This is a genomic window from Brevibacillus laterosporus (genome assembly GCA_007833815.1).
In the GTDB taxonomy this organism is placed as follows: Bacteria; Bacillota; Bacilli; order Brevibacillales; family Brevibacillaceae; genus Brevibacillus_B; species Brevibacillus_B laterosporus_D.
Window position 1 is genome coordinate 4,303,524 of the sequence record CP033464.1, and the last position, 24,790, is coordinate 4,328,313.

The window sequence follows — 24,790 nt, forward strand, 5'->3', positions numbered from 1 at the left end:
CTTTTCTTTTTCATTACTCGCTGTACAATTTTTCGCGAAGTTGTTTGATCTCTTCGCTTTCCAGATATTCATCGTATGTCATCATCTTATCAATGATACCTTTTGGTGTGATTTCAATAATGCGGTTCGCGATGGTTTGAACGAACTGATGGTCATGTGAAACAAACAACATCGTACCATCATATTCAATTAGACCATTATTTAGCGCTGTAATCGATTCCAAATCCAAGTGGTTGGTAGGTTCATCTAACATGATAACGTTTGCGCCCACCATCATCATTTTGGATAGCATACAACGAACTTTCTCTCCACCAGACAAAACATTGGCTTTCTTCAATGCTTCCTCACCAGAGAACAACATTCTGCCTAAGAAACCGCGCAAGAAGGTCTCATCTTGATTTTTGGAGTATTGACGCAACCAGTCTACCAGCGTTAAATCGCATCCCTCAAAGTACTCAGAGTTATCTTTAGGGAAATACGCTTGAGAAGTTGTCACACCCCAAGAATGAGTTCCGCTGTCAGCTTCCATTTCACCCATCAAAATTTGGAACAACGCTGTTTTGATGTGACCATTTGGACCTACTAGCGCAACCTTATCACCTTTATTAATAATCAGGTGAAGATTGTCAAATACTTTTTCACCTTCAATAGTCTTGGTTAAACCTTCAATTTCCAAAATGTTTTTACCAGCTTCGCGCTCAGGCTTGAAGTTAATAAATGGATAACGACGGCTAGAAGGTCGGATATCATCCAGTGAGATCTTATCCAACATCTTCTTACGGGAAGTCGCTTGTTTTGATTTGGAAGCATTGGCACTAAAGCGTGCAATAAAGCTTTCCAATTCTTTCATTTTCTCTTCTTTTTTCTTGTTTTGCTCTCTCATTAATTTAAGAGCAAGTTGACTAGACTCATACCAGAAATCGTAGTTACCCACATACATCTGAATCTTACCAAAGTCGATGTCAGCAATGTGCGTACATACTTGGTTTAGGAAGTGACGGTCATGGGATACGACAATAACAGTATTTTCATAGTTAGCCAAGAAGTTTTCTAACCAACGAATGGATTCGATGTCCAAGTGGTTGGTTGGCTCATCTAGTAGAAGGATATCTGGATTACCAAACAAAGCTTGTGCCAACAACACACGTACTTTCAGGCTTCCATCTAACTCTACCATTTTCTTATCATGCAAGTCAGCGGCAATACCTAGACCAATCAGTAGCGCAGCAGCATCAGATTCAGCTTGCCAGCCATTCAAGTCTTCGAATTCGCCTTCCAATTCAGATGCACGAATTCCGTCTGCTTCGGAGAAATCTTCCTTCATGTACAGAGCATTTTTCTCTTCCATGATGTCATACAATCTGCTATGACCCATCATTACCGTTTTCAGGACTTCGCATTCATCGAACACATAATGATCTTGCTTTAGAACGGCAAGACGTTCACCAGGAGTTAAGATAACCTCCCCTTGGTTTGGTTCGATTTCGCCGGATAAAATCTTCAGAAATGTAGATTTACCAGCTCCGTTTGCCCCAATTAATCCATAGCAGTTACCGGGTGTGAACTTGATATTTACCTCTTCAAACAAAGCGCGTTTCCCATATCGCAGGGTAACACCATTTGTACTTATCATTAATCTCATCCTTTATTCATACATTTTCTTCTTCAAACGTATATTTTACTACATTTATTACTAAAAATTAACCCCTTCTATTTATTAACATCTAACAAGGCAATTATAGCAAGTAAATCCCCCACTTTTTTTAGAACAACATAGCCTCAAGTCCTCTCTATCACTGGATATGAACGTAACCATTTTTGTTCCCACAATAAAAAGCCATCCGCCGATGTACTCCTTTTTGTAAAAGGTACATGCAACAGATGACTTTTTTACTTTTTTACCAAGTAATAAACGGTTTTGATCCAGGCGGTGCATGGTCAATCAATTGATAGATCGGATACGCATATGCCACAAGAATCAGGAATACTGCAATCCCTAGCCATAAGGACCAACGCTCCAAAATTTTTGGAGTATGCTCGACTGCTTCTTGGGATTCAGCGATAGGATACTCTTCTTCTCCTTTTGGTGCCTTAAAGATCAGATAAAACAAGATACCTACCATCAATGCTCCCGCAAAGAACAGGATAGCACCACCAAAGCCCATGAGCTGCTGTGGAGGTATCCAGCTAAGAGCTTCCGCATTGTTAAAATAGGTAGTGTAATCTGTACGACGCGGCACACCTTGCAAGCCGAGATAATGCATTGCACCTGACATAAGTAGCATACCAACCATCCACATGACGGCTTGTAAAATACCCAATCGATGCAAAGCAGGAGTCATCTTGCGGCCTGTTAAATGGGGCATTAACCAATACGTAATTCCAAAGAACGTGAGAGCAATACTTGTTCCTACCGTTAAGTGGAAGTGTCCCGTTACCCAGATTGTGTTATGCACAACCGCATTCATTTGGTTACTAGCATTGATGATCCCGCCTGCACCCGCTGGAATAAAAGCTAGCATACCGAGCATAGGCGCAAAGAAACGAGCATCCTTCCAAGGCAATTTCCAAAACCAGCCAAACAAGCCTTTCGCACCTTTTTTACGTCCAGATGTCTCAAATACGGCAAATAAAGAGAATGCCGTCATAAGCGATGGGAATACTACGGTTAAAGTTAAGATAACATGCAACATTTTCCATTTGTCAGAGATTCCCGGTTCCATTAGCTGGTGATGAAAGCCTACCGGAATAGAAAACAGAATAAGTAGGATAAATGATAAACGCGCAAGCGAGTCACTAAATACTTTCCCACCAATGATTTTTGGAATATTAACATACCAACAAACATAAGCGGGCATTAACCAAAAATAAACAAGTGGATGACCGAAATACCAAAATAAAGTCCGGCTTAACAATACATTAACTTCTGGTACCCAGCCCAAGGACCATGGAATAAGCTGTAACAAGACCTCTGCTGCTACCCCTAGCGTCGCAATCTGCCACAAGATCATCGTAGAAACGGCCATAAATTGAAAGAGCGGGGACGTTTTTCCTTTATGTGTTTTTCTCCAATGAATATAATTAGCAAAAATTGAATATCCACCAAACCAGCTACCTACGACTAGCAGAGCTGACCCAATATAGAACAGCGGCGAAGCTTTCATCGGTGCATAGAAAGTGTACAGGACAGATGCCTCATTGGATAGAATGGCTACTGTCGCCATTGCTGTACCAACCGTCATTAGAATCCAACCGATCCAGCCTAATTTTAAAGCAAGAGGAGTCAACTTTCCCTCTGACGTTCGAGCACAGCCTGATATGAAAAAACCAATAATAAAGAATGTTGTAAAAACTAAACCTAATAAAACCCCATGCGCTGTTAAAATCTGATAATAGCCTAGCCAAGATGGTAAGGTAATAATTCCACCCCGAACAAGACCTTGAAGTAAGCCACACAGAATAGCGATCGCAAATCCAATATAAGCTACATACACATGTACCAACGAAAGTTTTGCAGCGGCGGCGTCTACTTTTACCACCGGTTGCGTTTTATTCAAATTCTTTAATTCCGCTACCATACTTTATCGTCACTACCTTTCCGAATCACTTCACAACGATTGTAGCTGCCATCAACTGGTGACCAGCTCCACAATATTCGTTACAGAGAATCAAGTACGTTCCTGGCTTGTTGAATGTGTGAGTGACTTCGCTGATATGACCAGGTAACACCATGATGTTCACATTTGTTTTTGGTATTTCGAAGCCGTGTACCACGTCTTTACTAGTTACAACAAATTTAACTTTGGCACCGACTGGAACTTCAATTTGATTAGGTTGGAATGTAAAAATAAATGATGTCATGACAAGATCGTATTCGTTATCACCCGTTTTATGCAGTCCTAGATTATCAAATGGAGCTGTTTCATCAACTTTTTTGGGATCAATCATTTTCATATGGCTTGGCGGCATCATGCCCATTGCATAGGCATTGACAGATAAGACGATTAAAAAAAGCACCAATGTTGCTCCCCCAACAATCAGCCAAATTTTTTCAAAGCGGTGTAAATGCATAACATACCCTCCCGTTCATTCCCTCTCTATATCAGCTACCCTCTGCTTAGGAAAATCCAAAAAACAGCAAACCAAGTCACTGCGATAAACAGACCTACCAGAAAGACCGAAGCTAAAGTTCCCTTCAAATTTAGTTCGCCTTCCTGATGCTTCTCTTTCTCTTCCTGTTGATTAGGTTGAGTTTGGGGACCGCTCATCCGATGACCTCCTCTCTTTTTTTCCTTACCACCCATTTTTTGCAAAAAGGAATTTGTAATGTTTACGATTTGATTAAACCATTCTCACATTTGTAAAGGGTGTGAGATTTATCACTTTTAGCCCTTTAGAGCTATCTGGTTTTATTCATTGTCAACGTTTTGACAAAATTCTATTTATTATAAAAATCAATCGTTAAAAAAGACTCTTTTTGTGAGAAAAATGATTACTATTTATTTTTATCAAAGGGTCCTCATTTTTACTACAGAAAGACTATAAGGTTCACAAGGATATAGTGAAAGAACTGAATATCCCAAAATATAATTCACTTTAGGCTATGTACCCGCTTACGATAGATACTTTAAATCAGCAATAATCAAGTATAAAGTAGCAAGCAGTACTTTTATTGTTGATTCAATGCTTTCATTAGCAAGATATTACGAAGAAAACAAAGGAAAGTATTGAAGCGTCCGCTCTTACAGTGTGACTGCTAGGAAATGCATATGATTATCGTAACAGTACCGATTCCATCGGTTAAATCAACATGACTTATACACGTAACGTAGCACCAAACGAGTTTGTTCCAGTTCTTTACTACTAAAAACCGTAGCACCGCGCAGAACTTGAAATTCGATGACTGGAGTACTTGTTGTTCAAAGAAAAATAAAGTCTTAGACTGATCTCAAATAAAAAGGCAGTGGTAACTTCGGACGCGAAAATAAAGTCCTAGACTACCGCTGCCTATAGTAAGCTATCGATCTCCGTTAGAGTTCAATGATCTTTGTAGCAATATTTTTGCAAAATTCACTGTCATGCTCCACAAAAAGAATGGTTGGTGAGTATTCAAGCAGTAACTCTTCAATTTGCATGCGAGAAATAATATCAATAAAATTAAGCGGTTCATCCCAAATATGCAAATGAACTTTCTCACAAAGACTTTTTGCAATCAGCACTTTCTTCTTTTGGCCGCCGCTAAAAGCTGAAATATCCTTTTCAAATTGAACTCTGGAAAAATCAAGTTTTCTTAAAATAGATTTAAAAAGGCTTTCATCAACCCCATTGTTTCTAGCGTAGTCCGTTAAATTGCCCTGTAAATGTGAGGTGTCCTGTGAAACATAGGATATTTTAAGCTGACTTCCCTTTCTGAAAGGGCCAGTATAGTTGATATTCTCACCGCAAATAAGTTTGATAATACTTGATTTTCCGGAACCGTTTTTCCCTAAAAGCGCAATTCGCTCACCTTGCTCAATAGTAAAACTTATATCTGTGCAAACCATCTTCTCACCGTAATAAATCGAAACATTTTCAAGCTCAGCAAGTTGGTTTTTATGAAAAGCAAGTTGTGAAATCTTTAAGCTGTCAGGGTTTTCAATATTTTTAAGGAGCTTAGACCTTTCATCAATAGCAGATTGTTGTCTTTGCTCAATTACTTTAGAGCGTTTCATCATTTTAGCAGCCTTGTGACCAATATACCCTTTATCTACCTTGGAACCGGAATTTCTTGTACCATTTTTCGTTTTTTCCACTTCGTATGACCAGTTGCTCGTTCGTTTAGCAGAATCCGACAAGCGTTTAATGTCTTTTCTTAGCTTTTCGTTCTCTGCAAGCTCAAAGTTATCTTGTCTCTTTTTATTTTCCCACCAATCGGAGAAATTACCTTTTTGAATTTCTACGTTGGTCTTATTGATTGAAAGTATGTGATCTACGCAGTTATCAAGAAATGATCTGTCGTGAGACACAAGAATAAATCCGCTTTTGGAATTGAGATAATCACTGACAAGTTTTCTTGCATTCATGTCAAGATGATTGGTTGGTTCATCAATTAACAGAAAACTATTTTCCTTAAGAAATAATGTAGCCAACAACACTTTCGTTTGCTCTCCGTTGGACAATGAATCAAAGGGCCGATATAAAACATCCTCAGAAACCTTTAGCAATGAAAGTTCACGCATTAATTTCCAGTGAAGATAGTCTGGAAAAATGTCGTTGATTACATCAAGGGTATTATTTTCCTTGTTTTCGACAAGGAAAGGAAAATATTCGAAACTGACATTAGCAGAAATATTTCCGCTGTATTCATATTTACCACGCAACAAGTTGAGAAATGTTGTCTTACCTCTACCGTTTCTTCCCGTAAATCCTAATTTCCAATCGGTATCTATTTGGAAACTTACGTTTTCAAATATGTTATCGAAACTGCCATCATAGGCAAACGTCAGGTTTGTAACATTTATTAATGACATGAAATTATCCTCCTGTATGATAAATATAAAAGCTACAAGAAAGTTACTTTCTTGTAGCTCAAATAAATACAGCAAATCCAACCCACTATGGAGTTAGATAAGGATATATTGTTTGAGTGAAAAGATTTAGTAACTTTCTTGCCTATAAAGAATAAAACATGCGAAAAATATCGCTTTTATTGTTTTATATTAGCAAGAAAAATTACATTATGCTTTTCAACTCCAATCATTAAATTAAACGTATCTTATCATACCCATTTTTTAATTTCAACAAATAAATCCTGGACAATCGAGGTTTGATACGGTTTGAAGCGGAACTTCCCGTAATTGTGATCGTTGCTACTATTAGTATAGATTAAACGACAAAGTGTACTATTTTTTTCTACCTTCATGATTTAAACTGTACAAAATTGGATATTCATTTTGAAAATAATTGTGGGCATGTTTGATACTGGGAAGAAGGTATAATCGGCAGTCTGTTTCTTGTTTTTATCCATAGGTTTACACTCAATTACAATGGATTTGTAACAAGTTGGAGGATAAAGGAGCATCAAAAATTTACTCCCCTCATGGCAAATGACAAGACAAGTCAAAGAACATAACGAAAAAAGCGAAATTTACGCATCTAACGTAAATTCCGCTTTTTTATTGTAGTGCCGGTAGAGGGACTTGAACCCCCACGGTTTCCCTCACGATTTTGAGTCGCGCGCGTCTGCCAATTCCGCCATACCGGCATATATAAAGTTGGCTGGGGTACCAGGATTTGAACCTAGGAGTGACGGAGTCAAAGTCCGTTGCCTTACCGCTTGGCTATACCCCAAAAGTGGTGGGGAGAGACGGATTCGAACCGCCGAACCCGGAGGGAGCAGATTTACAGTCTGCCGTGTTTAGCCACTTCACTATCTCCCCATAAAATGGTGCCGGCGATAGGACTTGAACCCACAACCCCCTGATTACAAGTCAGGTGCTCTACCAATTGAGCTACACCGGCATTTTTATATAGAAAGCTTGTCTTGCTGTTATGTATGTAAAATGGTGCGGGTGGAGGGACTTGAACCCCCACGGTCGCCCGCCAGAACCTAAATCTGGTGCGTCTGCCAATTCCGCCACACCCGCATGTGAGCTAAACGGTTAACAACCTGTTCTCAATCATGTTGTTTTTCTCAGTACCGTTTTGGCTTTTTTAATATAGCATACTATCAAAATAAAAATCAAGGTTTTTTTACGAAAAAATAGATAGCCACAATTAATCAAAAAAGATCAATTGTAACCATCCTATCACTACGTTTAATAACCCGTATAACAATCGTTCTACTCGTTTTATGCAAATAAACTTTGCAATCGTAACGCTAACGCTATATCTCCTTTTATCTTTATTTTACCCAGCATCAAAGCAGTCGTAGGATTTAATTGCTTTTGTAAGAGTTTTTTAAAATTGGAATCGGATAGTTGGAGAGTACATTGTGATTGGTTGGGTTTCCCTTCTGTTACTTGAACATGGTTGTTATTAAATTGAACCTGATAGGTACCTCCCTGCTCTCCACTCACATCAAATTGATAAACTGCCCACCACCCTTCAATGACAGAAGGGTTTTGATTTATTCGTTCAGCAAGCGTCTCCAGTTCTTGCAACACGATGGAACTCCCCCTTTTTCAATGTAAACCTGATTTTTTCACCATAATATACTATTCAGAAATATCAAAGCATATGCCGATTAGCTAAAATTTCTTGATCATTTAAAAAAGGTGCCTCAAAGGGCACCTATACTGTAGTAAGTTTGAGAAGCAGTTATTCTTTCTCATCCGTCTCTGCCTGTTGCTTTTCTGTCGCTTCCTGTTGAGAAATCTCCATAAGCTTTTGCATCAATATATGTTGAGGCATGTGCATTAATCTTTCCAAAGGTACCCCAAGCTGTTCTGCTAACTTAACAGCTGTTTCCGCTGAAATTTGTAAAGGTCTCATCATCTCACCTCTTGCTGTTCTGTTTCGTTTTTTTACATTATACCATGCTAGCAACTTATGATTGTATCTGGCGGAATAAGTCGGATAATTCGTGCACGATAACCTGTTGATAGCCTGTATCTTCGCCGTATTGAGTAAGCATCTCTTTACGAGCGACCATGATTTTATCTTGATAATCAGTAGCTTCCCGATCTGGATTCTCTTGTTTAAACTGAATCATAATCTTCTGAACATGCGCTGGTCGCGGCCCCCATGTTCCAAGCACATCTCCTGCCTTGTTACAAATGATGAAAACAGGAATAGCCCGGCCACCCATAGTCAAAAATTGATCCATCACATCGAGATGATCCTCCATGACTAATACTTCAACGGGTAACTTGACTGCTTCTGCCACACGAAACAATACCGGTACATTACGAACTACATCCCCGCACCATTCTGCGCTCAATAAAAATGCTTGAAACCCTCCTTGTTGAACAGCCGCTTCTATTTGCGAGCGCTCCTCCTCTGTTTCCCACGAAAATCTTTGATACCAGTCTAGGAATGTCTCTTTATTCTTATTCATCGTGTCCATGAATTGCCGCATGCTAATTCCTGTCCCTTTTTTTAATTGCAAATTGATCGCCATGATAAATCCTCCTTGCGTATTGATTTCTTCTGTTCTCAATTCGCTAGGACGCGGCCATCTCCCTTTTCGGTTCCCTTATGTAAGTGTTTTGGGCGATATCAAATAACATCAAAAAAACCTGTGCAAAAATAACACAGGTTTCCTTATTAGTATCAGATCAAGCTGATACATTTCGCTCGATTTGTTGGGTAATTTCTGTTGCTAATCGTAATGCTTGTAGACCTGACTCGCCTGTGATCAAAGCCGGCTTTTTCGCAGTTATACTTTGTAAAAAATTTAATAATTCTGCCCGTAGCGGCTCAACTCCTGGTACAATCACTTTTTCCAAAATGTTTTGTTGACTATAACCATCACTTTGTTTCTCTAAATAGAAATTGGTGGCACGGGAAACGACCACCTTTTTATCGAGAAGATCGACTTGGACAAACGCCCGTCTGGTAACCACCCGCAAGGTTCGTACTTTTTCTTCCGTTAAATGGCTCGCGGTTATTTGAGCAATAACTCCAGATTCAAATTGAAACAAAGCCACAGCATGTTTGATCGCTCCTTGATAATATTGACCGACCGCATGCAATCTGTCTAATGCCCCCGGCTGTATATGCTGCAAAATATATATGTCATGAAGCATAGAATCCAATACCACATCAATTCCTTGTATACGTGGTTCCATCGGACTCATGCGATGCATATCAATGGCGATAATCTCTTCACCTTCCAAAATGGAGCGTAACACCGCAATTGCTGGATTGAACAGTTCGATGTGCCCCACTTGCAATTGAAGATGAGCTTCTTTAGCTCTATCGATCAGTTTACCTGCTTCCGCTACAGTCGCGGTAATCGGCTTTTCCATTAACATATGCACCCCATGACGAATACAAGCCATCCCCACCTCATAATGGGCAGGTATCGGAACAGCGATACTCACTGCGTCTACTCGCTCCAGCAGTTCGTCTAGAGTAGCAAACGAAAGAATATCATATTCCCGCGCGATCTCTTGCGCTCGCTTTTGATCTGCATCATAAACGCCTACCAACTGGCACTGGTCAATGAGTGAGGAGTAGACACGTACATGATGTTTGCCCATTACGCCGGTCCCAATCACTCCTACTTTCACTCCACATCCCTTCTTTCCGTCCAAAAACTTACAGATAAACCCAACTTTCACATTGTATGAAGGGGACGGAAAGAAGGTCACTTTTCGTGAGTATAAAATTAGCTATTTGAATCCTCTTTGTTCATTAAACGTTCTAGTAACTCTTTATTGAACAAATATTTTGGATCATCTGGTCGATACTTCCCTACTTGTTCGTTGTGTTCAAGAGCTTTCTCGTTTTGCCCAATCCGATTGTAGCAGACACATAATTGTAAATGCGGGAGCCACGTCCAGCACGCTTCTGTAAAAAATCCCCACGTATCCGGTTTTTTCAGCTTTGTAGCTAGGTCATACCAGAAAATTGCTTTAAGATATTCGTTTCTGGTGAAAAAGATATAGCCAATTCGGCAACAAGCCTCCGCTCGTGGGATGTCGTACGCAAATGCTTTGATTGCATACTCTAATTCCTTCTCTTTGTCACCTAAAGCATAATAACAATCAGCGATTTTGTAGCACGCATTAATCTCATCCTCTATCCAGCCCTGTTTAGAATCAAGCATTTTGATGTAATATTCAATCGCTTTCTCATGAAAGGAGTGATCGCGTAGCTCATTTGCATAATAATAAAGGTCCCTTATGGTAAACTCATCACCGCGCTCCAGTTTTTTTTCATAAATGAGCAAGTTACGCTTCGAATATCCCTCATCCTGATGAATCTTTTTGTGTGTTACCGCAATATCACTGTCGATAATATGTCCCCAAACCGACAAATACTCGTGTACAGCGCCATACCATTGAAAATTATTACTTCGCTTCACCATACGATTCCGTCGAAAAGACATAATAGGATTATCATATTCATCAAATGCAATGTGGTATTTCATCGTAACAGAGTCAACGGCTGGATCTAATGTTTCCTTTAGTGTTCGCAAACGCTCACGGTCAATCTCCAGCAGAAAATCGTCTGCATCAAGATGCAAAATATATTGTTGTGTTGCTTTGGTAAAAGCAAAGTTGCGGGCTGCTGAAAAATCATCGATCCATTCAAAATGAAAGATTCGATCGGTGTACCTTTTCGCAAGCTCTACTGTGCCATCCGTAGAACCCGTATCAATAATATTAATTTCATCTACCAAGTCCTTTACCGAATCCAAGCATCTTGCTAAACTATCTTCCTCATTTTTCACGATCATGCATAAACTGATTGTGATCATGGTGTCACCTCATGTCGCTATTTTTGCTCACTTTTGTATGTATATTCTCTCAAACAAAAAGGTGAACTGATTTCCTTCTTTATTCTCGTTTAAAAGTGGTGCAAATGCTTGTATTCCCCATAAGATGAAAAAGAAAGGAAGGGGTTATATGGAAATTCAGTCGCATGATTTACCACAAGTCTATTACCTGACTGTCACCGACGAAGGGATCTCCTACTTGGATGAACATATAAAGGCGGATGTTCGCATAGATGCTTTCCTCTCCATTCAACAGAAAGACTACCCCGTCCAAGTTTCCTATCGAGGAGCCCATACACGCGAATTGGCAAAAAAGTCATATACCATCTACTTCCCTGACGATGAACGCTTTCATGGGCAACGCGAGGTTCATCTTAATGCAGAAATGCTAGACCCCTCTCTGATGCGAAATGTGTTATCCTTTACCTTTTTTGAACGCCTCGATGTGTTAGTTCCTGCTACTACCTATGTGGTGCTATGTCGGAATGGGATTTGTGAAGGCCTCTATCTCCAATTGGAATCCGTTGATGAATCCTTTTTACAAAAACGTCATCTTCCACTTGGCCCGATTTACTACGCCGTGAGCGGAAACGCCAATTTTTCCTTGTTAAGTCCCAAAAGCGAAGAAGTCAAACCAAGTCTTGATGCTGGATATCGGCTCAAATACGGTCGAGAAGAAGATATGAATTGGTTACGTGAATTGATCTACGTAATTAACACAACTCCCAGAGCTGATTTTGAAGAGATCATCGCACGTTATCTCAACGTCAACAAATATGTAAGTTGGCTAGTGGGAGCTGTATGTACCCAAAATTTTGACGGTTTTATTCATAATTACGCTTTATATCGAAATAGTGAGACAGGTTTATTTGAGATGATCCCATGGGATTATGACGCCACCTGGGGACGTGATTGTAACGGAAAAGAAATGGCTTACGACTTTATTGACATAGACGGGTATAATACCTTGAGCGCTCGTTTATTAGACATCTCTACTTACAAACAGCTCTATAAAGAAAGAATGGCTGAAACGCTACATTCATGGTTCACTCCCGATTATATGGGACCTCGTGTAGAATACCTGCATCACTTGCTACGTCCCTACTATCAGCTTGATCCGTATAAAAAAGAAAAGCTCAGCGTCTTTGACGCCGAGCCTGATTACATCTGTCGTTTTATTAAAGACCGAAATCACTTTTTAAAAGTTCAACTTGGTACCTTTTAAAAAAAGAAATACACCGGCCTACCAATAAATTGTAATATCCATCCTATCACAGATAACCATAAGGCCCATTTCCAACTCCAGAAAAATAAGGGGAGTGAAATCACAATCATGGGAATCCCAAAAGTACGTTATTTTTTAGCTTTAACCACTTTATCTACTTCTGACTGAAACATTCCGGGCTGAATCGGACCCATCACCTTATACGTAACGACTCCGTTTTGATCAATAATAAATGTAGTCGGAATAGCGAGGATCTGATAAAGCTTTGCTGCTGTCTCATTTTGGTCATACAGGATAGGCATCGTCAGCTTGTACGTATCGACAAAAGCTTTGACAGAATCTAGATCATCGCTTTTCGTCAGATTAACAGCATAAAAATCTGCGTTGTCCTTATTCTTTTCGTAAATCTTTTGTAAATCTGTGGCTTCCATTTTACATGGACCACACCAGCTTGCCCAGAAGTTCAGAATCAGTGGCTTCTGTCTTGGTCCCGAGAACTTGTAAGTAGTTCCATCCATACCAGGTAGTTCGAAGGCAGGAGCCTTGGCTCCCATTACAATCGTTTGGCTAGGTTGTTGTTCTATGTGACTAGAAACCTCTTGTGCTACTGGATTTTCTGACATCCCTTTGTCTTGCTTCATTCCCTTTTGCATTGATTCTACAGGCTGTCCAATTGTTGCCTCAGGAGTAGGCTTCGCTTTGGTTTTGACCTCGCTTTGGTAGGTAGCTACTCCACCCAGAACCAGCAAACTAAGAATGATTAACATCTGCCGCATTTATTCCAGCTCCTTTATAAACTTGGCGTTCCAAAAATTTTAATTAAGTAGATGGAAATGTCCGTAAGCTTGTCAAAATATAGCAAAATCCCGAACAGAACCATGATTCCTCCGCCGATTTTCATCAACTTATCCGAGTATTTCATGATCCATCCAATTTTACTAATGAAGAACGTCATTACGAAGAATGGCAGGGCAAACCCTAACGTATAGGCAAGTGTATAGGTAAGAGCACTCTCTGGATTCGCCATTCCAAGTGCAATAATCCCTGACATAATCGGACCTACACATGGGGTCCATCCCGCAGCATAGGTAATTCCCACCAAGATAGAACCAGTATACCCAAGCGGTCTATGATTTATGTCCTTCTTCCATGTTTTCATCATGAAATCAAGCTTTAAGACCCCTGTGATAACTAGTCCCATAAAGATTAATAAAATAGCACCCAGTTGCCGAATCAAGTCTTTTTTAGATGCAAACAAACTACCAATCCATGAGGTTGATAATCCTAGCGCGATAAAAACAAGCGAAAATCCTAGAATAAAAAACAACGTGTGTAACAAAGCCTGACGCTGAAACACGGTTTTTCCTTGCTTCATTTCCGAAACCGAAACCCCTGTGATATAGGATAAAAAAGATGGGTACAACGGCAAACAACAAGGTGAAATAAACGAGAGAAATCCTGCTGCTAGCGCCAGCCATACTGTAATTTGTGTATCCATACTCTGCCCCCATTTCCCAAACTGCTCTTTCTGTTATGTATTCTAGTTCATAGACATTCATTCATGCTTCTATATGCGCATCAGGTGAACGAAGTGTGACAAAGCTCACAAGATTATTGTTATTACCTTCAATGATTATACATACAAAACGACCGCCTGACTTTTGAAAGCTCAAGAGCGGTCGTTTCTTTTGGTTAAACTGATCAAAATGCTTGATACGTTATCCAAGCAACGAAAGGCCATTTTCAATCAAGCCCGCCAACTCATGGTCAGCTTCCCCAATAGCTGTTAATTGGGAGCGTAGTTGCTGACAGTCCACTTCAGGGAATTGATGCTGCAACATGATTTCCAGAATTTCTAAACGTAACAGCCAATCGGTCGGGTAAGAAGCATCTAGTTCTTGCAAGATAGCTTGCAAACTCTCTGGTAATTCCTCTTCCGCCCCTTCTTCTATCCGTAAATTACGAACAATTTGATACAATTGTTGTTGTCTTTTTTGCTCCTCGGTGTAGATGGGACGACGAGTTTGTGTTTCTGATGGTTGATGAGTACCCGATTGAAATTTCTCGCGATCAGCTGCTCCTGCATAAACAGAGACAATCTCAGCTCCTACTGCCATATCATAGATACCCCATTCAGCTTGGAACAAAACACGCTCCTGATAACGCACGGTGCATTCATCAAATCCAATTAACACCACTTTATTCTCTATACGATCAATATATGAAACACGCCCTACAACTTCGACTCCTGAAGTAAAACATACCACCGTTTTACTACCTATCACTAAACCATATGCTTCGAGCTCTTCATCGGTCCAATTTTCTAATGGTTTCTCTACCCCTTTTATTTTACCAATAGGAGAAGAAAATCCATGGCTATGGTAGGATTTATCATGCCCAACAAGCTCGGTATTCTGATGCGCAAGGGCAGTTGGTCCCTCTGTTGCTAAGTAAATCGCTTCACCCTGCTCATCTGAAATGATATGGTGCAAGGTCCCGCTTACCTGTAGACCGGAGCTGTATACGCTAGTAGTGGTCTGACCACTTTTAACCGCCTTATGCAAACTTTCCGTGCCTCCAATATGCAAGGCCATTCTCTCCTTCATTTCCAAAACAGCTTCAATTAACTGATCAAAATCACGACAAACAAAGAGTTGCGGCTGAGGTTTGGTGATATCAAAATCTGTCTCAATGCAAGCATCAAGTGAAAACGGGATTTTTTTGACCTCATCTGTTAAGCAGCTCATGCTCTCCCCAACAGAGGACAATAATCCAGCTCCATAGATTTGCGGATTATGAACCTCGCCAATCAAACCATATTCGACTGTCCACCAGTAAAGACGGGATAATTGAGTGGCTTCCGATATTTCGGTGACAGCCGCTGTTTTTTGAGCTAGTTCTTCTTCCGCTGCCAGTACCTGTTCAGCAGTCGCATTGATATCCTCTTTTACAATAGATAGATAGCGGATTGCTTCATACAATTCATAATCTGCACGTGATGAGATGGCTTTGGAACCAATTGCTCCAAAGACTTTAAGATATTCACGATATTTCTCGTCTTTAATGATCGGTGAATGTCCCGCCGCTTCATGAATGATATCAGGTGCAGGTGTATAAGCCACGTGATCGTAAGTGCGGATGTCGCAAGCAATTGGGAGGATATTATGAGCTTGAAAGTCAAAAAATGCAACTCCTGGTATAAAACCGTCAATGCTGACTGCTCCCCATCCAATTTCCGACAGGCACCGATTCATTTCCAAAATATTCGGTATTTTCTCAATGCTGATACCAGATGCTTTTAAGCCTTCTAGGTAAGCGGTATGCGCTCTTTTTCCTAGAAAATTATAGTTTTGACGCATGACGTATCGCCAAACTGCTTGATCCACTGGTGTATACTTGTCATAGTCTTGGTCGACAACGAATTGCTTTAAATGTATGGGTATGTTGACCAACGAAAAATTAGACTCGATGTGACTCATAACTCTGTACCTCCCCTAGAGAAAATAACGATGTTTTTGGTACAAGTAAGCGCTATCATTATATGGTTTACTATATCATCTTTTTGAGGGAAATGGTGTAAAAAAGTTTGCCTATCAAAAGCCCAATTATTATTTTACTGTAACGCGTTGATGCATGTAACAAAAAAGCATTGCTCTTTCCACTTTTAGGAATGTAAACCACATTTAGCAAAAGGGATTATTTATGTTAAGAATCAACTAGTTCATACGTCAACTATACTACAATACCTTGTTGATTTTTACGTAAAACAATCTCGTTGATGAATATGAGATTGCCATTATGCCCATCTTGCTTGGTTCTGGCATCCCGCTTTTTGGCAAAGGCTTCCCAGAGCAGAATTTGGAGTTGGTAGACATTACGCGCATGAACCAAATAGCCATGCTACATTACCGTAAAAAGTAAAACAACAAGTAGACCCCCAACCTTAGAAAATGGATTTGGGGTCTACTTGTTAATGGGCTTTCAGTAAGCTACCTTCTTGATTTTTTACTCTATTATTATTCCTTGGATGAACGCCGATTCTGTTGTTGCTCCAACATGACGTCTACCAACAAATGATCCTGTAATTGATCCATCGGGTCGATCGTCAATAAAGCTGAAACAGCAGCGAGCGCCGCACGCACGGTCTGATAAGAAAAAAAGGCATCCCGTTCTTCTTCACTGTAACTGGATATATCTGCACTTCGAACAGGGTAAGGAAAATCAGTCTCAACCCCCGCCCTATCCATTACGACCAGTGCCTGCTTAATGGCTAAAATCGCTGCGCTAACACTTAAACGATATTCCTTACGCAGATCATCCCACACCTCAAAAGCAGTTCGCTCTGTATGCTCACCATTTAAACGCGACATCATGCCACGTTTCCTTCCCTCCTGCAACAGCCAGTCCACCAAAATGTCTGGATGAGGGGGAAAAGAGTAGTATTGCAATCTCATCTCTAACTCTGTCGGAAAATTACGGGCAAACCTAGCATCTTCCAGCTTCATTTCATATCGTCTGGACTGATGATTCGGTACCATGACGTATACCATCCCATCACGAATGGCTGTGATTTGAAGCTTCGTCCTAGCTGGAATTCGAGCTTGTGGTGCTTTTTCTCGGCGATAATTACCTGGAATTAGTTGCTCACCAAATAAATGGTATTCTAAGGGAGCATCAATCCATGGTATTGGTTCTCTTACTTGGATTTGATACGTACCGCTAAATGTTATCCATTCGCTTGGTCGATGCTGATACCGAACCAATATCTGATGTTGCTCACATTCTGGCGCCACTTCTTCTTTCTCTGTATGTACAGGATGGAGGCGATCATGTTGCAACATGAATCCAACTTCTATGTTTAAACGCTCCAGTAATTCGCGTCTGGAAACAAGCTCATAGCCGATGCGATAAATGCTTTTTTTCAAAATGACGTACACCTCCATAATTACTTATGTTCCTTAAAAAATCCATGTTGAACAGACTAGAAAAAGCGCCATGGACAGGCGCTTTCTCCTTCATTTTTTATTATACATCATTTTGCAACAGGAAGAATCTCCTCTGCTGGGAAAGCCTCGGGAATCAGCTTCTTAGTTGCCATCCAATCAATAACCTGTTGCCATTGAGCTTTATCCTGGCTACCAAATGGTTTGTCTTTTGCATCCATCAATGGGAGTAGGACGTCAAGACTTTTTTGTTCGATCTCTTTATCTAAAGGAAATTCTTTGGCTTCCTGTTGTAAAAGTCCTTCTAATGCTTCTTTTGGATGAGAAATAACGTAGGCCTGCCCTTTTTGCATAGCTTGCTGGAATCGATCCAATGCCTCTCGCTTTTGTACTACAGTCTGGTCACTTGTAACAAGCACCAACTCATAATAACGGGGCACGGCATAGTCAGTCAATCGAAAAAGACGAACAGGGACATTATTTTTTTCTAAGATCAATTGCTCATGATTGATATATCCACCAATGGTAGCATCCATTTGCTTTGTTGAAAGAACTGGTATTAGTTGAAAACCAATATCGATAAAACGAATACTTGAAGGCTCTCCTCCATCGGTTTTGACCATATGTTTAACAATTTCAATGTCGAGTGGAAGAGCAGGATACCCTACGTTTTTACCAGTCAAATCCTTAGGGGATTGAACAGGACTATCTGCTCGCACCATTACTACATTCAACGGTTCGCGAACGATGGCAGCTAGCGATTTAATAGGTAAACCTTCCGCCTTCGCTTGAATTACCTGTGTTTGGTAGCTAATCGCCAAGTCTACTTGATCAGTAGCTGCAAGCTTCAACGGATCATTGGCATCCGACGGCATTTTTAGCTCCACTTGCAGGTTGGCATCGCGAAAATATCCCTGTGATTCTGCTGCATATAAGAAGCTGTGAACAGCATTAGGATACCAATCTAAGGCGATTGTGAGCTTCTCTGGTGTTTTAGCTCCAGATGTGGAGGTATGTTCCTTTCCTTTTACGGAGGTAACATTAGAGGCGCACCCTGAAACTAACATACTAATGCTAGCAAGGAAGATTAGTATCACATTTTTTACAGCTTTTCTTTTATGTACAATTGATTTGTTCAATTCATTTGCTCCCTTATTAGATGGTTCATGCTCAAACGCTTACTGCCTCGGCTCTTTTCCATAAAGGTTGTAGATAAGAAAGCGTTTCTCTAGCATATTCATGGTCCAAAACAATCCAAGACCCAACAAACATAATAAAAAGACGGAAGCAAACAGAACAGGCGCCTGAAAATTACCTGACGCCCGTCTGCCAAAATAACCGAGACCTGCACTTGCACCAAGCCACTCACCTACCGTGGCCCCTGATACGCTGAATGTTGCTGCAACCTTAACTCCACTAAAGAAGGACGGCAAAGCGCTCGGCACTTCCAACTTACAAAAGATTTGCCAACGATTAGCCCCAATCATGCGAAAATACGTAAGCCGTTCGGAGTCTGTAACGAGTAATCCATCATAAGTACTTACTACAATAGGGAAAAAAGTGAACAGTACAGCAATTGCCACTTTCCCTGGTAACTCATAGCCAAACCACATCATGAAAACGGGCGAGAGTGCTAAAATGGGAATCGTTTGCGAAATGATGACATGAGGGTACATGATCTTTTTAATCGTCCTGTTAAGATGCATACATATGGCAAGTCCTGTACCTACGAACATAGAGATTGCTAAGCCCAATAACGCTTCTTGTAACGTAATCCACAGATGTGTAGTCAACAACTGACTGCGTACGTCCCAGAAAGCAATAGCAATAACAGAGGGTGGCGGTAAAATAAATGTAGGTACCTCAAGTAAGCGACAACCAGCTTCCCACATCAGTAGTAAACTGCATGCTGACACTAAAAACCACCCTACGTCCCTTTTTTTGCGCCACACCTTTTGTAATTTTTGACTGCTTGGCTCTTTGATTAAGGCCATACTTGTTCCAAGTAAGCCATGTCCCAAAACAGATACTCCATTTTGCATGTGGCTATAAAATGTTGTTTCATTCGGGCACGTTCCTGTTCGTTACTGTCACGGGCAATCTCATCAAGTACACCTTTGACCCAATTCGTCGAGCTAGCAAATTCATCCGAGCTATACATCCGCACCCACTCTCCATACTGCGGATGATTGGTCACCCCTGGTTTTTGCACCAATCTTTTTCCGATTTCTTGGTAACTCCACATGCACGGAAGCAAGGCGCTCACTCCTTCTCCCAAACTCCCTTGATGAGCTACCTGTAGCATATAACTTGTATAGGCAAGCATGACAAATGAAGGTTCAGCCGTTTCTAATTCATTGTGAGAAATCCCTAAACGTTGAGCATATTCGCGATGCAATGACATTTCTTCCTGTAAAGTTGAGGTCATTATCTGAGCAAATCTACCGCTCCAGTCCAAACGAGTCGCCTTGATGCTTGCGATGGCAAACAGTTTCGCGTATTCCTGCAAAAAGAGATAGTCCTGCTTCATGTAGTGGATAAACGCAGAGACTGGTAGGTTTCCATTAGCAATGCCAGTAATGAAAGGATGAACATGCGTTTTTTCCCAAATCGGCTTTGCTTCTGCGTATAAAAGCTCGGTAAAAGTAGATATTTCCATTGCTTGCGTATTCATCTGTTTACAGCCTCCTATTATTCGGATTTATTTATAAACGAGACTTTTTATGAAAATGATACATGAATTCCTGTACCGCTTTTTTCGTATCAGGTGCCTGCGTAATGGCCGAAATGACAGCGACAGCATCTGCCCCACTTTTTCGCAAGCAACCGACATGTTCTGGTCCAATTCCGCCAATAGCTACAATCGGATAGCCACCCACGAATTTTCGAATCGTTGTAAGTCCACTTGGTCCGATCGGGCCTCCAGCATCTGCTTTGCTTTTGGACGCATACATGGGACCTACACCCAGATAATCGGCTCCATACGTGATAGCGATATGAGCCTCCTCTAGATTACCGGCTGAGATACCAATGATCATTTCAGGAGGAACCAATTGTTTTACCTGAGCAAACGGCATATCCTCGTGCCCAACATGCACTCCATCCGCTCGAATCTGGCAGGCCAATGTAACATCGTCATTAATTAGAAAAATGGCGTCGTATGTATGACACAGCGTTTTCATACGGATTGCAATTTTCTTTCTTTGAATTGGATCACTAATGGAACCAAGTCCCTTTTCACGCCACTGTACACATCCGACTCCTGTTTGGAGAGCATCTGACACTATACGGAACATGTTTTCAACGGAGTTCCCACAATCCTGACTACCAATCACCAAATAAATGCTCCATTTTTGAGATAAGGTAGCTATACGAGCTAACTTCATGTCAACATGCCTTCTTTCGGACTGCTGGCAGAAGCATAGCGTCTACGGGGAATGCGACCTGCTAAAAAGCCTTTTCGTCCAGCCTGAATCCCTAGCTTCATCGCTTCTGCCATTAATACAGGGTCGTCTGCTAACGCTACTGCTGTATTTAATAACACGCCAGCTGCTCCCAGTTCCATCGCTTGCGCCGCATCTGTCGGCGAACCAATTCCAGCATCCACAATGATGGGAACCGTCGCCTCTTCGATCATGATGCTGAGATGTAGCGGATTAAGAATTCCTTGCCCAGAACCGATCGGTGATGCACCAGGCATTACGGCATGAACACCTACTTCTTGTAATTTTCGAGCAAGAATTGGGTCATCATTCGTGTAGGTTAGCACTGTGAAGCCTTCCTCTACCAACAAAGCAGATGCTCGCAACGTTTCTATCGGGTCTGGTAACAAAGTCTTCTGGTCTGCAATTACCTCTACTTTAATCATGTCACATAAACCACTAGCTTTAGCTAAGCGGGCAATGCGTACTGCCTCCTCCGCTGTCGTTGCTCCCGCTGTATTGGGAAGCAGTGTATAAGCGGAAAGATCTAGCGATTCTAATAAAGTAGGCTCATTCACTTTTTCCAAATTCAATCGACGAACCGCAAAAGTGATAATTTGTGCTTCTGAGATCGTTACAGCTGCTCGCTGGATTTCTAAATCACTACATTTACCGGTACCAATTAGAAAACGTGAAGTAAACTCATAATGTCCAATACGTAAAGTCGTGTCTTTCATCGCTTTATCCTCCTCCAACAAAATGAACAATTTCAATACGATCACCATCCATGATTGGTGTATGTGCGTAGCTAGCACGATCAAGGATTATCTCGTTGTGTTCCACCACTACGATTCTTTGCTCCAACCCATAGTGGGTAAGTATTTGTTCCACAGTCACGTTTTCTTCTAAATTAGTTATTTTTCCATTAATTTGAATCCGCACTGTTTTAACTTGCAAAGGTGGTCACCTCACTTTGTTTCGTGTTGGTTTTTCACTGTCTTTTAAAAAAAACGAATCATCTAGCTGTTCACGGTAGGCTTTCATCATGTTTTGTGGCTCTGTTGTCTGCATGATGCCCGACATAACAGCGATGCCATCTGCTCCAGCCCCCATCACTTCCTGTACATGATTAGGATTAATACCGCCTATCCCGATTAATGATATGCAAGAAGGTAGCAATGCTCGCATACGTGTTACAAAAGGAAGACCACGGGCTTCGACACCTGGCTTGCATTCTGTTGGATAGATGTGTCCTACCAGCACAAAGGTAGGAAAACGGCTCTGTAAGGAGTCATTCCCTACTAAAGAATCTTGATGGAGAGAGGTTTGCACCATTTCTGGTTGTACAGCCAAACATTCTTGTTCGTTATGAACGGAACAACCAAGCAATTGGTGGGCAGGCAAGATTCGACTTGCAGAGCTGGTCCGCATGCTCTGATGTCCTAACTGTACACCTCCACAATGGTACGCAACTGCCAAATCCACGCGATCATTCACGATGATTCGCTCCCTTGGAAACACATCTGATAAGTGGATGATCCATTCCTCTATTTCACGTGCTGAGCGCTCTTTTTCCCTAATGTGTAAATAATCAACACCTGCCTGCTCAGCCATCTGAACAATGGACAACGTTTCTCGCAACGTTTGACGACCTGTAGTAATGAGATGAAGCGAGCGTGCTCGCAAAAGTTCAACTCCCCTCGCAATAAATAAAAGTACCTCTGTTCAGAAAACAAAGCTTTCATTTGCCCATCCTACCTAGGAATTTACAGGTCTAGACGTCAAAAAAGCCTCCACTTCCTTTTCGGATGGTTCCGAATAGACAGCGGAGGCTAAGGCTAACTAGCTGTTTAGAAAGCAAGTAAAGGAACCTGCTTACTACTTTTGTCGATACATGCTATACAATCTGCTACAGCTTGTTTTTCTCACAAAAAGAAAAACCACCCGTAGCGGATGGTTTCGTATGCATCTATAGAACAAAGCTACTTTCTTCTCTGTTCTTGCGCCCTCTTCCTCCGCTGGTATTAACCAGATCAGGTTCAACGGTCAGTAACGCATATCGTTACAATCTCAGCCGACAGCTCGGCCCCCGCTCGGTACAAAGTTATAAAGTTTTGAATTCGCTCTTACAGTACCACGTCACTACTTATTTGTAAACAGGTTGATCTTCTTTACGAAAAATCAGCACCCTTTGCCCACATGGTGTCATCGATCCACATTAGTGTTTGATCATTCCTTTATTCATTGCCTGCATACACTCTTCCAACCATCCCAAGGCCTTGGCTTGCTCTGGTACTTCTCTTACTTCTTGATACGCTTGTTCTACCAGCTTTTTGACTAAAAATAGACTGGAGAAGTCTAAAGCCATAACCACTTGTTTAGGCGGTTGCGTCTGTTCTTTTAAGGCTTCAACGCCATCTAATAGAACTGCCGCTGTCTTTTCAGCCACTTCATTTAATTGCTCATGCTGTCTTAATTCATCGTAAAAGCTATCATACAAACGGCACAAGATTAAAAATGCCTGCGTGCTAAGTATCACTTCGTTTGTATGTAGATGCATCATTGAGTCTTCCACAAGTATGCCTCCGTCTCTTCCCATCTATCTGCCGTAGATTTACTGTTATTATACCATGAATGTTTCCTCTAGGTGGCATTTTGCCCAGTTCTACCTACTGTTAGCTTGCATTCATTATAAATAACAATAATCTAAGTATTACAAAGTATATTATATTATTGAAATTATTATACAGAAGAAAAAGTCCCCTTTTGTTTAAAAAGGGGACTTTTTCTTCTGTGCTACATTCCTTTTATTCTTTATGTGTGTTTCCATTGTCACGAATGTTACTGTTTTGATCATTGGTATCTAGAGTTTTGCCTCTGTTTTTCGACTTATTTTGAGATTTGTTGTTCTTACTGGACATAGCTTCTCTCACCTCCCGCTCGATCGGTTTAGTTTCTCCGATGTTTGCGGAAGTTACGCATATGGTACATGTACACTCATAAATAGTCACCTTTGTAAATGTATAAATTTCTATAAATGATTTGCTCCTAGGGTAATTACCTTTTATCCTAATCTTAGTAACAACATTCAGAATTCACATAGATAGGTGGAAACTACATGCTCGTTATTGATCCCGTCCAATTAGAAGGAACACTAGTCCTGATTGAACCACTTCAACCTGAGCACGAAGCGGAACTACAACAAGTAGGAAGCTACCCAGAAATTTGGACCTTTTTACCGAAAGCGAATGTCACCAACGAGGATTGGCAGGCTTATTTTAAAAAAGCATATGATGCAAAGGAAGCAGGATTGGAATTTCCCTTTATCATTAGGGAGTGCTCCTCTAGGGAAATTATTGGCTCAACTCGCTTCATTAACATCTCCAGTAAGGATGATCACTTAGAACTTGGCTCAACCTGGCTCACTCCACGCGTTTGGAAAACGGGGGTTAATACGGAATGTAAATTTTTGTTGCTGAGCTATTGCTTTGAACAGCTTGGTTGTGTGCGTGTTCAAATTAAAACGGATTCACGCAATGAGAACTCACAGCGAGCTATTCGCCGGATCGGAGCTACGTATGAAGGAACATTACGCAAGAATATGCGTCTAGCAAATGGTTTTGTCCGTGATACCGTCATGTTTTCCATTATTGATAGCGAATGGGATCAAGTAAAAGAAAAGCTAGCCCGTATGTTATAGCGTTCGTTCATAGGGAATATCCCCTAAACCAAAAAAACTCCCTATTTCGCTCATTTTGTACAATCTTAGGCTAGA

The 24,790-nt window shown here is 41.0% G+C and carries 25 protein-coding genes, 5 tRNA genes, 1 pseudogene and 1 riboswitch; of the genes and pseudogenes, 3 read left to right on the plus strand and 28 right to left on the minus strand.

The window, feature by feature from the left end; all coding sequences use genetic code 11:
• Nucleotides 1–13 precede the first annotated feature (13 nt).
• The 15 genes from EEL30_20830 to EEL30_20900 form a co-directional block, all read right to left on the minus strand.
• Nucleotides 14–1,633 carry an ATP-binding cassette domain-containing protein gene (locus EEL30_20830; protein QDX94512.1) on the minus strand — a complete coding sequence of 540 codons (1,620 nt, stop codon included), beginning with the start codon at nt 1,631–1,633 and terminating at the stop codon, nt 14–16.
• 265 nt (nt 1,634–1,898) lie between these two features.
• Entirely contained in the window at nt 1,899–3,578 is a 1,680-nt protein-coding gene (locus tag EEL30_20835) for a b(o/a)3-type cytochrome-c oxidase subunit 1 (protein ID QDX94513.1), read from the minus strand.
• A 25-nt stretch (nt 3,579–3,603) separates the two neighbouring features.
• Nucleotides 3,604–4,071, minus strand: coding sequence for a cytochrome C oxidase subunit II (locus EEL30_20840; GenBank protein QDX94514.1), 468 nt, complete (start codon nt 4,069–4,071; stop codon nt 3,604–3,606).
• Nucleotides 4,072–4,106: 35 nt separating this feature from the next.
• The gene (locus EEL30_20845; protein QDX94515.1) at nt 4,107–4,268 is read right to left on the minus strand and encodes a cytochrome c oxidase subunit 2A; all 162 of its coding nucleotides are present in this window, start codon (nt 4,266–4,268) and stop codon (nt 4,107–4,109) included.
• Between the two features lie 762 nt (nt 4,269–5,030).
• A complete protein-coding gene (gene lsa, locus EEL30_20850; protein QDX94516.1) occupies nt 5,031–6,509 on the minus strand; it encodes an Lsa family ABC-F type ribosomal protection protein in 1,479 nt (492 codons plus the stop codon).
• Between the two features lie 651 nt (nt 6,510–7,160).
• Nucleotides 7,161–7,243, minus strand: a tRNA-Leu gene (locus tag EEL30_20855).
• 11 nt (nt 7,244–7,254) lie between these two features.
• Nucleotides 7,255–7,329, minus strand: a tRNA-Gln gene (locus EEL30_20860).
• Nucleotides 7,330–7,333: 4 nt separating this feature from the next.
• Nucleotides 7,334–7,418: transfer RNA gene (locus EEL30_20865), tRNA-Tyr, on the minus strand.
• A gap of 6 nt (nt 7,419–7,424) precedes the next feature.
• Nucleotides 7,425–7,500, minus strand: a tRNA-Thr gene (locus EEL30_20870).
• 42 nt (nt 7,501–7,542) lie between these two features.
• Nucleotides 7,543–7,625, minus strand: a tRNA-Leu gene (locus tag EEL30_20875).
• A gap of 204 nt (nt 7,626–7,829) precedes the next feature.
• Nucleotides 7,830–8,144, minus strand: a complete 315-nt coding sequence (locus EEL30_20880; GenBank protein QDX94517.1) for a sterol carrier protein — start codon at nt 8,142–8,144, stop codon at nt 7,830–7,832.
• 154 nt (nt 8,145–8,298) lie between these two features.
• Nucleotides 8,299–8,472 carry a YycC family protein gene (locus EEL30_20885; GenBank protein QDX94518.1) on the minus strand — a complete coding sequence of 58 codons (174 nt, stop codon included), beginning with the start codon at nt 8,470–8,472 and terminating at the stop codon, nt 8,299–8,301.
• Nucleotides 8,473–8,527: 55 nt separating this feature from the next.
• Nucleotides 8,528–9,100: a thioredoxin family protein gene (locus EEL30_20890; protein ID QDX94519.1), complete on the minus strand. Its 573-nt coding sequence runs from the start codon at nt 9,098–9,100 to the stop codon at nt 8,528–8,530.
• Between the two features lie 157 nt (nt 9,101–9,257).
• Nucleotides 9,258–10,214, minus strand: coding sequence for a gfo/Idh/MocA family oxidoreductase (locus tag EEL30_20895; protein QDX94520.1), 957 nt, complete (start codon nt 10,212–10,214; stop codon nt 9,258–9,260).
• A 98-nt stretch (nt 10,215–10,312) separates the two neighbouring features.
• Nucleotides 10,313–11,407, minus strand: a complete 1,095-nt coding sequence (locus EEL30_20900) for a glycosyltransferase (protein QDX94521.1) — start codon at nt 11,405–11,407, stop codon at nt 10,313–10,315.
• A 148-nt stretch (nt 11,408–11,555) separates the two neighbouring features.
• Here EEL30_20900 and EEL30_20905 point away from each other — a divergent pair, with 148 nt between their 5' ends.
• The gene (locus EEL30_20905) at nt 11,556–12,650 is read left to right on the plus strand and encodes a spore coat protein (GenBank protein ID QDX94522.1); all 1,095 of its coding nucleotides are present in this window, start codon (nt 11,556–11,558) and stop codon (nt 12,648–12,650) included.
• 20 nt (nt 12,651–12,670) lie between these two features.
• Here the strand turns inward: EEL30_20905 and EEL30_20910 are convergent.
• The 4 genes and pseudogenes from EEL30_20910 to EEL30_20925 all read right to left on the minus strand — a co-directional run bounded on the left by EEL30_20910 (nt 12,671) and on the right by EEL30_20925 (nt 16,129).
• A pseudogene (locus EEL30_20910) lies at nt 12,671–12,769 on the minus strand (DUF962 domain-containing protein).
• A 9-nt stretch (nt 12,770–12,778) separates the two neighbouring features.
• Entirely contained in the window at nt 12,779–13,426 is a 648-nt protein-coding gene (locus tag EEL30_20915; GenBank protein QDX94523.1) for a TlpA family protein disulfide reductase, read from the minus strand.
• A 14-nt stretch (nt 13,427–13,440) separates the two neighbouring features.
• Nucleotides 13,441–14,148, minus strand: coding sequence for a cytochrome c biogenesis protein CcdA (locus EEL30_20920; GenBank protein QDX94524.1), 708 nt, complete (start codon nt 14,146–14,148; stop codon nt 13,441–13,443).
• A 220-nt stretch (nt 14,149–14,368) separates the two neighbouring features.
• Nucleotides 14,369–16,129, minus strand: coding sequence for an aromatic amino acid hydroxylase (locus tag EEL30_20925; GenBank protein QDX94525.1), 1,761 nt, complete (start codon nt 16,127–16,129; stop codon nt 14,369–14,371).
• A 319-nt stretch (nt 16,130–16,448) separates the two neighbouring features.
• Here EEL30_20925 and EEL30_20930 point away from each other — a divergent pair, with 319 nt between their 5' ends.
• Nucleotides 16,449–16,571 (plus strand): hypothetical protein, encoded by a 123-nt coding sequence (locus EEL30_20930; protein ID QDX94526.1) that lies wholly within the window; start codon nt 16,449–16,451, stop codon nt 16,569–16,571.
• A gap of 95 nt (nt 16,572–16,666) precedes the next feature.
• Here the strand turns inward: EEL30_20930 and EEL30_20935 are convergent, their stop codons facing one another.
• The 9 genes from EEL30_20935 to EEL30_20975 form a co-directional block, all read right to left on the minus strand.
• Nucleotides 16,667–17,575, minus strand: a complete 909-nt coding sequence (locus tag EEL30_20935) for a hypothetical protein (GenBank protein ID QDX95843.1) — start codon at nt 17,573–17,575, stop codon at nt 16,667–16,669.
• A gap of 107 nt (nt 17,576–17,682) precedes the next feature.
• Nucleotides 17,683–18,660, minus strand: a complete 978-nt coding sequence (locus EEL30_20940) for an ABC transporter substrate-binding protein (protein ID QDX95844.1) — start codon at nt 18,658–18,660, stop codon at nt 17,683–17,685.
• Nucleotides 18,661–18,771: 111 nt separating this feature from the next.
• A complete protein-coding gene (locus EEL30_20945) occupies nt 18,772–19,587 on the minus strand; it encodes an ABC transporter permease (protein QDX95845.1) in 816 nt (271 codons plus the stop codon).
• On the minus strand, nt 19,578–20,267 hold the full coding sequence (gene tenA, locus EEL30_20950; GenBank protein ID QDX94527.1) for a thiaminase II: 690 nt from the start codon (nt 20,265–20,267) through the stop codon (nt 19,578–19,580). The genes EEL30_20945 and tenA overlap by 10 nt, the downstream gene beginning before the upstream one ends.
• A 31-nt stretch (nt 20,268–20,298) precedes the next feature.
• Nucleotides 20,299–20,979: a thiamine phosphate synthase gene (locus tag EEL30_20955; GenBank protein QDX94528.1), complete on the minus strand. Its 681-nt coding sequence runs from the start codon at nt 20,977–20,979 to the stop codon at nt 20,299–20,301.
• On the minus strand, nt 20,976–21,752 hold the full coding sequence (locus EEL30_20960; protein ID QDX94529.1) for a thiazole synthase: 777 nt from the start codon (nt 21,750–21,752) through the stop codon (nt 20,976–20,978). Before EEL30_20960 ends, EEL30_20955 begins: the two co-directional genes overlap by 4 nt.
• 4 nt (nt 21,753–21,756) lie before the next feature.
• Nucleotides 21,757–21,957, minus strand: coding sequence for a sulfur carrier protein ThiS (gene thiS / locus EEL30_20965; GenBank protein QDX95846.1), 201 nt, complete (start codon nt 21,955–21,957; stop codon nt 21,757–21,759).
• 21 nt (nt 21,958–21,978) lie between these two features.
• Nucleotides 21,979–22,701 (minus strand): thiamine phosphate synthase, encoded by a 723-nt coding sequence (locus EEL30_20970; GenBank protein ID QDX94530.1) that lies wholly within the window; start codon nt 22,699–22,701, stop codon nt 21,979–21,981.
• 307 nt (nt 22,702–23,008) lie between these two features.
• Nucleotides 23,009–23,118: riboswitch (TPP riboswitch) on the minus strand.
• A gap of 115 nt (nt 23,119–23,233) precedes the next feature.
• On the minus strand, nt 23,234–23,590 hold the full coding sequence (locus EEL30_20975) for a hypothetical protein (GenBank protein QDX94531.1): 357 nt from the start codon (nt 23,588–23,590) through the stop codon (nt 23,234–23,236).
• Between the two features lie 543 nt (nt 23,591–24,133).
• Here EEL30_20975 and EEL30_20980 point away from each other — a divergent pair.
• Nucleotides 24,134–24,715 (plus strand): N-acetyltransferase, encoded by a 582-nt coding sequence (locus EEL30_20980; GenBank protein ID QDX94532.1) that lies wholly within the window; start codon nt 24,134–24,136, stop codon nt 24,713–24,715.
• The last annotated feature ends 75 nt before the right edge of the window (nt 24,716–24,790 follow it).

Excerpts from the sequence above, each read along its gene's own strand:
- EEL30_20930 (QDX94526.1), top strand. The coding sequence starts at position 16,449 with ATGCCCATCTTGCTTGGTTCTGGCATCCCGCTTTTTGGCAAAGGCTTC.
- EEL30_20915 (QDX94523.1), bottom strand. The coding sequence starts at position 13,426 with ATGCGGCAGATGTTAATCATTCTTAGTTTGCTGGTTCTGGGTGGAGTA.
- EEL30_20890 (QDX94519.1), bottom strand. The coding sequence starts at position 9,100 with ATGGCGATCAATTTGCAATTAAAAAAAGGGACAGGAATTAGCATGCGG.
- tenA (QDX94527.1), bottom strand. The coding sequence starts at position 20,267 with ATGAATACGCAAGCAATGGAAATATCTACTTTTACCGAGCTTTTATAC.
- EEL30_20945 (QDX95845.1), bottom strand. The coding sequence starts at position 19,587 with ATGGCCTTAATCAAAGAGCCAAGCAGTCAAAAATTACAAAAGGTGTGG.
- EEL30_20885 (QDX94518.1), bottom strand. The coding sequence starts at position 8,472 with ATGAGACCTTTACAAATTTCAGCGGAAACAGCTGTTAAGTTAGCAGAA.
- EEL30_20920 (QDX94524.1), bottom strand. The coding sequence starts at position 14,148 with ATGGATACACAAATTACAGTATGGCTGGCGCTAGCAGCAGGATTTCTC.
- EEL30_20980 (QDX94532.1), top strand. The coding sequence starts at position 24,134 with ATGCTCGTTATTGATCCCGTCCAATTAGAAGGAACACTAGTCCTGATT.
- EEL30_20905 (QDX94522.1), top strand. The coding sequence starts at position 11,556 with ATGGAAATTCAGTCGCATGATTTACCACAAGTCTATTACCTGACTGTC.
- EEL30_20845 (QDX94515.1), bottom strand. The coding sequence starts at position 4,268 with ATGAGCGGTCCCCAAACTCAACCTAATCAACAGGAAGAGAAAGAGAAG.
- EEL30_20835 (QDX94513.1), bottom strand. The coding sequence starts at position 3,578 with ATGGTAGCGGAATTAAAGAATTTGAATAAAACGCAACCGGTGGTAAAA.
- EEL30_20955 (QDX94528.1), bottom strand. The coding sequence starts at position 20,979 with ATGAAGTTAGCTCGTATAGCTACCTTATCTCAAAAATGGAGCATTTAT.
- EEL30_20940 (QDX95844.1), bottom strand. The coding sequence starts at position 18,660 with ATGTTAGTTTCAGGGTGCGCCTCTAATGTTACCTCCGTAAAAGGAAAG.
- EEL30_20840 (QDX94514.1), bottom strand. The coding sequence starts at position 4,071 with ATGCATTTACACCGCTTTGAAAAAATTTGGCTGATTGTTGGGGGAGCA.
- lsa (QDX94516.1), bottom strand. The coding sequence starts at position 6,509 with ATGTCATTAATAAATGTTACAAACCTGACGTTTGCCTATGATGGCAGT.
- EEL30_20925 (QDX94525.1), bottom strand. The coding sequence starts at position 16,129 with ATGAGTCACATCGAGTCTAATTTTTCGTTGGTCAACATACCCATACAT.
- EEL30_20830 (QDX94512.1), bottom strand. The coding sequence starts at position 1,633 with ATGATAAGTACAAATGGTGTTACCCTGCGATATGGGAAACGCGCTTTG.
- EEL30_20900 (QDX94521.1), bottom strand. The coding sequence starts at position 11,407 with ATGATCACAATCAGTTTATGCATGATCGTGAAAAATGAGGAAGATAGT.
- EEL30_20960 (QDX94529.1), bottom strand. The coding sequence starts at position 21,752 with ATGAAAGACACGACTTTACGTATTGGACATTATGAGTTTACTTCACGT.